8 protein-coding genes are annotated in these 8,798 nt (G+C 71.5%); 3 read left to right on the top strand and 5 right to left on the bottom strand.

Features of this window, described 5'->3' with window-relative positions:
* A partial coding sequence (locus J0670_RS21580; RefSeq protein WP_207813285.1) for a chitinase occupies positions 1-856 on the top strand: 856 nt, incomplete at its 5' end.
* A gap of 134 nt (positions 857-990) precedes the next feature.
* Here the strand turns inward: J0670_RS21580 and J0670_RS21575 are convergent.
* The gene (locus J0670_RS21575; protein WP_207813284.1) at positions 991-1,707 is read right to left on the bottom strand and encodes a prepilin peptidase; all 717 of its coding nucleotides are present in this window, start codon (positions 1,705-1,707) and stop codon (positions 991-993) included.
* A gap of 272 nt (positions 1,708-1,979) precedes the next feature.
* Between J0670_RS21575 and J0670_RS21570 the strand changes: the two genes are divergently transcribed.
* The gene (locus J0670_RS21570; RefSeq protein ID WP_207813283.1) at positions 1,980-3,194 is read left to right on the top strand and encodes a pyridoxal phosphate-dependent aminotransferase; all 1,215 of its coding nucleotides are present in this window, start codon (positions 1,980-1,982) and stop codon (positions 3,192-3,194) included.
* Between the two features lie 223 nt (positions 3,195-3,417).
* Here the strand turns inward: J0670_RS21570 and J0670_RS21565 are convergent, their stop codons facing one another.
* Positions 3,418-5,244, bottom strand: coding sequence for a phosphoenolpyruvate carboxykinase (GTP) (locus tag J0670_RS21565; RefSeq protein WP_207813282.1), 1,827 nt, complete (start codon positions 5,242-5,244; stop codon positions 3,418-3,420).
* A 284-nt stretch (positions 5,245-5,528) separates the two neighbouring features.
* Here J0670_RS21565 and J0670_RS21560 point away from each other — a divergent pair, with 284 nt between their 5' ends.
* Complete coding sequence (locus J0670_RS21560) at positions 5,529-6,203, top strand: hemolysin III family protein (RefSeq protein ID WP_374223140.1); 675 nt, start codon at positions 5,529-5,531, stop codon at positions 6,201-6,203.
* On the opposite strand, the gene J0670_RS21555 is transcribed toward J0670_RS21560, so the two are convergent.
* The 3 genes from J0670_RS21555 to J0670_RS21545 all read right to left on the bottom strand — a co-directional run bounded on the left by J0670_RS21555 (position 6,174) and on the right by J0670_RS21545 (position 8,644).
* Complete coding sequence (locus J0670_RS21555) at positions 6,174-6,746, bottom strand: hypothetical protein (RefSeq protein WP_207813280.1); 573 nt, start codon at positions 6,744-6,746, stop codon at positions 6,174-6,176. The genes J0670_RS21560 and J0670_RS21555 overlap by 30 nt on opposite strands.
* A 365-nt stretch (positions 6,747-7,111) precedes the next feature.
* Entirely contained in the window at positions 7,112-7,954 is an 843-nt protein-coding gene (locus J0670_RS21550) for a hypothetical protein (protein WP_207813279.1), read from the bottom strand.
* A 9-nt stretch (positions 7,955-7,963) separates the two neighbouring features.
* The gene (locus J0670_RS21545) at positions 7,964-8,644 is read right to left on the bottom strand and encodes a papain-like cysteine protease family protein (protein WP_207813278.1); all 681 of its coding nucleotides are present in this window, start codon (positions 8,642-8,644) and stop codon (positions 7,964-7,966) included.
* Positions 8,645-8,798 lie beyond the last annotated feature (154 nt).

Below are 8,798 nucleotides of genomic sequence, written 5' to 3'. Positions count from 1 at the left end.
CAACGGCTCGACCCCGCAGCGCCTGAGCGACGTGCAGAACGCGTACGACATCATCGCGGTCTCCTTCGCCGACGCCGTGCCGACCCAGACCGGCGCGATCAGCTTCACCCTGGACCCGGGCCTGTCCAAGGCGCTCGGCGGCTACACCGATGCCCAGTTCCGCGCCGACATCAAGGCCAAGCAGGCGGCCGGCAAGAAGGTCATCCTCTCCATCGGCGGCCAGAACGGCGCGATCACCGTCGGCGACGCCACCGCCGGGGCGAACTTCGCCAACAGCGCCTACTCGATCATCAAGGACTACGGCTTCGACGGCATCGACGTCGACCTGGAGAACGGCGTCCAGGCCGTCCCGCTCGGCAACGCGCTGCACTCGCTCCAGGCCAAGGTCGGCCCCGGCTTCGTGCTGACCATGGCGCCCGAGACCATCGGGATGTACAGCACCTCCGGCGCCTACTTCCAGCTGGCGCTGAACACCAAGGACATCCTGACCGTCGTCAACACCCAGTTCTACAACTCGGGCGGCATGAACGGCTGCGACGGCAAGGTCTACAACCAGGGCACCATCGACTTCATCACCTCGCAGGTCTGCACCCACATCCAGGGCGGTCTGCGGCCCGACCAGGTCGGCATCGGCGTCCCCGCCTCCAGCAAGGCGGCCGGCGGCGGCTACGTCGACCCGTCGGTGGTGAACAACGCGCTCAACTGCCTGGCCACCGGCAACAACTGCGGCAGCTTCGTGCCGCCGGCCAAGTGGCCGACCATCCGCGGCGCGATGACCTGGTCGACCAACTGGGACGCCAACAACGGCAACGCGTTCTCCAACACGGTCGGCCCGTTCGTCCACAAGATGCCGTAAGGGCGAACCCGCCAGAGCTCAACTCCCCCGGCGCGCCGCTCCTTGAGGGTGGGGCCTGCGCGCCGGCGGCGGGGCCCGTCGTACCGAACCGGTACGGCGGGCCCTTCCGTCCTCTTCTCCTGTCGAGCTCTCTCCTACCGGGCCAGGAGGGCGGTGAGCGCGCCGAGCAGCAGGAACGGGCCCACCGGAACGTCGAGTCCGCGCACCGGGCGGCGGCGGGCCAGCGCGGCGGCGGCCCGCAGGGTGGCCCAGAGCCCGGCGAGCACCACCGCGACGAACAGCCCGCCGAGCGCCACCGACCAGCCGTACCAGCCGAGCAGCCCGCCCAGGGCGAGCCCGAGCGGGGAGTCACCGGGGCCCAACGCGCCCAGCCAGACGGCCAGTTCGAGCGCGGCACCGATCGCGAGCGCGGCCAGCACGCAGCGCAGCACCACCCCGGGCGGCACGGTCGGCGCCGCCGCCATCAGCAGCCCGGCCACCCCGCCGAGCAGCGGCACGGTCAGCCGGTACGGCAGCCGGCGCACCCGCGCGTCGACGAAGCCGAGCACCACTCCGAGCGCCGCCGCCCAGACCAGAGCCAGGGTCAGGACCAGCAGCCGGTCCGCCGCGTACGCCACCGCGACGGCGACCGCCGCCGCGACCGCCTCCACCGTCCAGGGACCGGCACCCAGCCGCTCCCGGCAGCCCGGGCAGCGCCCGGTCGGCGGCAGCAGGCGCACCCGGCGCCCGCACGACGGACAGGTGTCGCACCAGGGCTCGCCCTCCGGCACCGCGAACCGGGCGATGCGCCCGCGCAACCACGGAGCCGCCAGCAGACCGATCAGCACCGCCGCGACCACGACCGGGACCACCGGCGCACCCCCTCCTCGACCGACGCACCTGCCACATCCTCCCGCGCCGGGCGGTGTGCCGTCCGTCTCCTTTCGCGCGGCTTTCCCGCCACTTTCTCCAGGCCTCGCGGCGGCGCTCCTCGCATACGGGAGAATTCCGGACATTCGGCCACCAGTTCACAAGGCCGCCCGGAGCTCCCGCCTGCCGATCCAAGGGGGGCTGTTCGGGCCCTCGAAGGCACCCCTCCGAAGGCGCACCTGACGGCCCGTCCGTGCCCCTAAAGTAGGCGGACATGCAGGTCATCCAGTCCAGCAAGCTCTCCAACGTCTGCTACGACATCCGCGGCCCGGTGCTGGAGGAGGCGATGCGGCTGGAGGAGCAGGGCCACCGCATCCTCAAGCTCAACACCGGCAACCCGGCCACCTTCGGCTTCGAGGCGCCCCCGGAGATCCTCCAGGACATCCTGCGCAACCTCGCGAACGCGCACGGGTACGGCGACTCCAAGGGCCTGCTCTCCGCCCGCCGCGCGGTGGTCATGCACTACGAGGACCGCGGCCTGCACGGGCTCTCCGTCGACGACGTCTTCCTCGGCAACGGCGTCTCCGAACTGATCCAGCTGGCCATGACCGCGCTGCTGGACGACGGCGACGAGGTCCTCGTTCCGGCGCCGGACTACCCGCTGTGGACGGCCTCGGTCTCACTGGCCGGCGGCACCGCGGTGCACTACCGCTGCGACGAGCAGTCCGAGTGGTACCCGGACCTCGCCGACATCGAGGCCAAGGTCACCGACCGCACCAGGGCCATCGTGGTGATCAACCCGAACAACCCCACCGGCGCGGTCTACCCGCGCGAGGTGCTGGAGGGCATCGTCGGGATCGCCCGCCGGCACGGGCTGGTGGTCTACGCGGACGAGATCTACGACAAGATCCTCTACGACGACGCCGAGCACATCCCGCTGGCCACCCTGGCGCCGGACCTCTTCTGCGTCACCTTCAACGGCCTGTCCAAGGCCTACCGGGTCGCGGGCTTCCGCTCCGGCTGGATGGTCCTCTCCGGCGACCGGCACCGCGCCCGCAGCTACATCGAGGGCCTGACCGTGCTCGCCTCGATGCGGTTGTGCGCCAACATGCCCGCCCAGCACGCGGTGGCCGCGGCGCTCGGCGGCCGGCAGTCGATCCGCGACCTGATCCTGCCCGGCGGCCGGCTGCTGGCCTCGCGGGACGCCGCGTACGAGATGCTGAACCGGATCCCCGGGGTCAGCTGCGTCAAGCCCAGGGGCGCGCTCTACGCCTTCCCCCGGCTGGACCCGAAGGTCTACAAGATCAAGGACGACGCCCAGATGGTGCTGGACCTGCTGCGCTCCCAGCGGATCCTGCTGGTCCAGGGCACCGGCTTCAACTGGCCCGAGCCGGACCACTTCCGGCTGGTCACCCTGCCCCGGCCGGAGGAGATCACCGACGCGGTGACCAGGATCGGCGACTTCCTCAGCGGCTACGCGCAGCCGTAGGCCGTCGACGGTCCGCGGCGCCGGCCCGGAAGGCGGCGCCGACCCGGAAAGCGGCGCCGGCCCGGAAAGCGGCGCCGGCCCGGAAAGCACTACGGCCGGAGTCCCGGCCGGGCGGTCTCCTTGGTCGGGGAAAGACCGTCCGGCGGAACTCCGGCCGTCCTGTCACTCGGCGGGTGCGCGGTTCGTGCCGCGCGCCCGCCTCTCGCTCGGCTGAGGCTCAGGCTCAGCCGAGGCGCGCGACCAGGTTCCGGTACTCGTCCCACAGCTCCTTCGGGGTGTGGTCGCCGAAGGTCTCCAGGTGGGCCGGCACCAGCGCGGCCTCCTGGCGCCAGATGTCGGCGTCCACGGTGAAGAGCAGGTCGAGGTCCTCCTCGGACAGCTTCAGGTCGCCGAGGTCGAAGCCGCCGACCGTCGGCAGCACGCCGATCGGGGTCTCGACGCCCTCGCCGGTGCCCTCCAGGCGCTCGACGATCCACTTGAGCACGCGGCTGTTCTCGCCGTAGCCGGGCCAGACGAACTTGCCCTCGGCGTTCTTGCGGAACCAGTTGACGTAGTAGATCTTCGGCAGCTTGGCAGCGTCCGCCTGGGCGCCGACCTTCAGCCAGTGGGCGAAGTAGTCGCCCATGTTGTAGCCGCAGAACGGCAGCATCGCGAACGGGTCGCGGCGCAGCTCGCCGACGGTGCCCTCGGCGGCGGCGGTCTTCTCGGAGGCGATGTTGGCGCCGAGGAAGACGCCGTGCTGCCAGTCGAAGGACTCCGTGACCAGCGGGACGGCGGTGGCGCGGCGGCCGCCGAACAGGATCGCCGAGATCGGCACGCCCGCCTGGTCCTCCCACTCGGGGGCGATGGTCGGGCACTGCGCGGCCGGGACGGCGAAGCGGGCGTTCGGGTGGGCGGCCGGGGTGCCGGACTCGGGGGTCCAGTCGTTGCCGCGCCAGTCGATCAGGTGCGCCGGGGGCTCCTCGGTCAGGCCCTCCCACCACACGTCGCCGTCGTCGGTGAGGGCGACGTTGGTGAAGACGGTGTTGCCCCAGAGGGTGTCGATGGCGTTGGCGTTGGTGTCCACGCCGGTGCCGGGGGCGACGCCGAAGAAGCCGGCCTCGGGGTTGATGGCGTACAGGCGGCCGTCCGCGCCGAAGCGCATCCAGGCGATGTCGTCGCCGATCGTCTCGACCTTCCAGCCCGGGACGGTCGGCTGGAGCATGGCCAGGTTGGTCTTGCCGCAGGCCGAGGGGAAGGCGGCGGCGACGTACTTGGCCTCGCCGGACGGCGGGGTGAGCTTCAGGATCAGCATGTGCTCGGCCAGCCAGCCCTCGTCGCGGGCCATGGTCGAGGCGATGCGCAGCGCGTAGCACTTCTTGCCGAGCAGGGCGTTGCCGCCGTAGCCGGAGCCGAAGGACCAGATCTCCTTGGTCTCCGGGAAGTGCGAGATGTACTTGGTGCTGTTGCACGGCCACGGCACGTCCGCCTGGCCCTCGGCCAGCGGGGCGCCGACGGTGTGCACGGCCTTGACGAAGTCCCCGTCCTCGCCGAGCTGGTCGAGCACGGCCTGGCCCATGCGGGTCATCACGCGCATCGACACGGCGACGTAGGCGGAGTCGGTGATCTCGACGCCGTACGCGGCCAGCGGGGAGCCGACCGGGCCCATGGAGAAGGGCACGACGTACATGGTGCGGCCCTTCATCGCGCCGCGGAACAGGCCCTGCTCGCCGGTGAAGATCTCCCGCATCTCGGCGGGGGCCTTCCAGTGGTTGGTCGGGCCGGCGTCCTCCTCCTGCTCGGAGCAGATGAAGGTGCGGTCCTCCACGCGCGCCACGTCCGAGGGGTCCGAGGCGGCGTAGTAGGAGTTGGGGCGCTTCTCCTCGTTGAGCTTCTTGAAGGTGCCCTGAGCCACCAGCAGGTCCGCGAGGCGCTGGTACTCCTCGTCGGAGCCGTCGCACCACTCGATGCGGTCCGGCTGGGTGAGCTCGGCGATCTCGCTCACCCAAGCGAGCAGCTGCTTGTGGCGGGTGGGCGCGGATGCGCTGAGAGCAGAGATCTCGTACGACACGATCGCTCCGTTTCACGCCGTCTCGGCGAAGAGAAGGCGTCGCGGGGGTCTGAGGGTGCTTGCAGCGTAGCTCCGGGTGCTGGGCACGAATGCGGCGAAGCGGCGAAATTGACGCACCTTTTACTACGCCCAGTATGATTACTCACGAGTAACAAGACGATGGTGCGCCACCGGGAGTGGGCGGGGCCACACTCCAATTACTCCAAAACGTCCAAGAGTGATGATCACCACTTCCTACGCGCCAGTAACCTACGGATCCGTAGGTAGCCGGTAGCATGCTGCGCATGACTGCTGCTGCGCTCGCGAAGAGTGCGCTCATGGAGAGCAAGCCGAAGTGGCGGGGCTGGCTGCACGCCGGGATGTTCCCCGCCACGGTCGCCGCCGGGATCGTGCTGATCTGTCTGGCGGACTCCACATCCGCCAAGATCGCCTGCGCGATCTACTCGGTCAGCGCGTGGCTGCTGTTCGGCGTCAGCGCGGTGTACCACCGCTTCGACTGGGGCCCGCGCGGGGACGCCGTGCTGCGCCGGCTGGACCACGCGAACATCTTCCTGATCATCGCGGGCACCTACACCCCGTTCACCATGCTGCTGCTCAAGGGTGCCGACCGGCAGCTGCTGCTCTGGGTGGCCTGGGGCGGCGCGCTCGCCGGGATCGCGTTCCGGGTGTTCTGGGTCGGCGCGCCGCGTTGGCTGTACACCCCCGTGTACATAGCGCTGGGCTGGGCCGCCGCCTTCTTCCTGCCGGACTTCCTGCGCGCCGGCGGAGTCGCCGTGCTGGTGCTGATGATCGTCGGCGGGGTGCTCTACAGCATCGGCGGCGTGGTGTACGGCCTCAAGCGGCCCAACCCCTCACCGCGCTGGTTCGGCTTCCACGAGGTGTTCCACGCCTTCACCCTCGGGGCCTTCATCGTCCAGTACGTCGGCGTCTCACTGGTGGCGTACAGCACGGCCGGCTGAACCCGGCGCGCTCCGACGGGCGGCCGTCCGGTCCACGGGCCGGGCCGCCGCCCGTTCCGCCGTCCAGGGCCGCTCGTACGGAGCCCGGCCCTGCGGGCGGTGCGGGTACGGCGGGCGGTCGGCGGCTTCGGGCTCCGCCTCCCGGGCCGACTTCGGCTCCGGCTCCCGCGTGGACTCCGCCGACTCCTGTGTGGACTCCGCCGACTCCGGCCTGGCTTCGGGGCGCGCCTGCCGCGCGGCCGGGGCACCGCCCCCGCGCGCCTGCCGGGCGTCCAGCGCCTCACGGGCCCGGCGGCAGCGCTCGCAGTGCGCCGCGTCCGGAATGCCCCGTCGGCGGTGCCCGGCCGGGGAGGGTTGCTGGTGCAGCGCGCGCCAACGGCGGCCGACGTACACCATGAGCAGCAGCACCTCGACCCCGGCCACCGCGAGGACCAGCGGGGCTCCGTTGATCAGATAGGCCGCGACCACGGCCAACGCGGAGGCCACCACCACGGCCGCACCCCACACCTGGGTGCTCGCCTGCCTGTCGTCACTGTCGGCCATCTGGGCTCCCCTCTTTCCGGCGCCGGGCTCGTGGTCGGCTCCTGCCGCCCCACCCCTTCTCCGCTCTCGGCACGCGTCGGTCAGCACTGACCGATTGCCACATCGTATCTACCCTCCGTCACCCGGAGTGACCCCGAAGCGGCGAACGACAGATCAACGTTGCGTCAATTCCCTGTGCGGAAGCTCCACTTCCAGGACACATCGCGGAGCGCGCCCGGATGGTCACCCATCATCGCACCGGCGGTGGGCGTCCGGCCGACGAACATCCGGCCTCGGCGGTGAGAACGGGTGAACGCCCGGCGGGGCCCGGTCCGCTCTGTTGAGCGGACCGGGCCCCGCCGGTTGTCCACGGATGTCCGCGGGTGTCAGGTGGTACTCCTCCTGCGCCGCCACACCGCGCCCGCGCCCACCAGCGCGGTGACGCCCAGGGCCGCGCCCGCCGTCACGGCCGGCAGCGCCGATCCACCGCCCGGCGCGGGCTCGGCGGCGGCGTCCAGCCGGTAGCCGCCGCCCTCGCCCGCCCGGTCGTACGCCGAGCCGGGCAGCTTGTCGCCGTACCGCTGGTGCACCAGCCGCTGGTACGCGGCCAGCGGCACCCCGCCCGCGCCCACCGAGCGCCGGGCCTCCTCGTCCAGCGGCAGCACCCGGCCGTCGCGCAGCACGTACCAGGCGTTGACCTGCGGCTCTCGGAAGGCGGTGCCGCCGCCGCTGTCCGCCGCCTTCGCCGCGTAGTCGCTCTCGTCTCCGCCGGAGGCGATGTTGACGACCCTCCAGGCGTCGCCCTGGCGGACCGTCCAGACCGAGGCGGTCTGCCCGTCCGCCGCGACCACCTTGCTCGCCGTGAACTCGGCCTTCGCCACCGGTGCACCCGGGGTACCGGCCACGAAGCCGGCGTCCAGGGTGTACACGGGCACGGTGTCCCCGGCCAGTCGGGGTGCGGCCGCGCTCGCCGCCCTCGCCTCGTCGGCGGCGCCGATGGTCAGCTGCTTGGTCGGGGGGACGCCCTTGCGGGCGAAGAAGTGGCCCACCCGGTCGAGCACCGCCGGGTCCTGGACCGCGCCGCGGGCCTGGGCCAGGTCGGCGGCGGCCACCGGTTCAGGGGCGCCGGCCGGGGTGTCGGCCCGGGCGGCCGGGGAGAGCGCCAGCGCGAGGCCGGCGGCGAGCAGGGCGGTGACGGCGGCCCGACGGGCCTTGCTGAGCTCGGTCATGGTCGCCCCTCACGCGCCGATCCGGTACAGGGAGTGGGTCCACGAGAACGTGCCGTTGTTCACGTAGTACCCGTAATCCGCCCAGTTGTAGCGGTAGTTGGACGGCCACGGGTCGCCCCAGTAGACCCAGTTGCTGCCGGTGTCGTAGCCGTACAGGACGTGCATGTGCCCGCCGCCCGAACTCCACTGGATGCGTGTCTCGATCGGCCGGTCGGCGTTCACCTCGGACTGCACGGTGCCGTAGTTCAGGTACCCGCTGACGTACGAACCCGGGTTGATGCCGACCCAGCTCAGCCCGTTCTGCACATCGGCCAGCGTGGCCTGGCTGTTGGGGCAGGACGAGTTCAGCGAGCGGCCGAACGAGGCGTTGCAGAACTGGTTCTGGCTGTAGTTGTAGCCGAACCAGGTGGCGATGGTGTTCCCGCTCGCCGCCCAGCACCAGTTGCTCTGCTGTTGCTGCTGCATGGTGATGTTGAGCTTCTTGTACGTGCCGGCCAGATCGGCCGTGCTGCCGGGCACGGCGGCCCGGCTGATCCGGTGTTGCGCCCGGTCCTGGGCCGGGTTCTGGGCCGGGTTCTGGGCCGGGGCCGCGATCGCGGGTGCGGCCACCGCAGCGGTGAGCGCCGGGCCCAGCACACCGAGGGCCAGCAGTGAGACCGCGCGGCGCAGCCGTATCCGTGGAACTGGCATGGCGGAATGCCTCCTTGCACGAGTGGAGCGAGGTGCTGTGTGGGGGCGCGGTCCGGATCGCGCCCCGAGCATCGCGCCGTTGTCGGAGGCTGGTCAACTGCCGTCGGAGCGGCCCGGATCGAGGTGTGAACGGGCGGGCGCGGATGTGAACGGT

Source organism: Streptomyces sp. FH025, assembly GCF_017427025.1.
Classification (GTDB): Bacteria; Actinomycetota; Actinomycetes; order Streptomycetales; family Streptomycetaceae; genus Kitasatospora.
The sequence above is the reverse complement of the archived record's forward strand: the minus strand, read 5'-3'. Positions and strand labels throughout refer to the sequence as shown.

Bases quoted from the DNA above. Each gene is read 5' to 3' on its own strand.
- J0670_RS21570 (WP_207813283.1), top strand. From the start codon at position 1,980: ATGCAGGTCATCCAGTCCAGCAAGCTCTCCAACGTCTGCTACGACATC.
- J0670_RS21560 (WP_374223140.1), top strand. From the start codon at position 5,529: ATGACTGCTGCTGCGCTCGCGAAGAGTGCGCTCATGGAGAGCAAGCCG.
- J0670_RS21555 (WP_207813280.1), bottom strand. From the start codon at position 6,746: ATGGCCGACAGTGACGACAGGCAGGCGAGCACCCAGGTGTGGGGTGCG.
- J0670_RS21550 (WP_207813279.1), bottom strand. From the start codon at position 7,954: ATGACCGAGCTCAGCAAGGCCCGTCGGGCCGCCGTCACCGCCCTGCTC.
- J0670_RS21545 (WP_207813278.1), bottom strand. From the start codon at position 8,644: ATGCCAGTTCCACGGATACGGCTGCGCCGCGCGGTCTCACTGCTGGCC.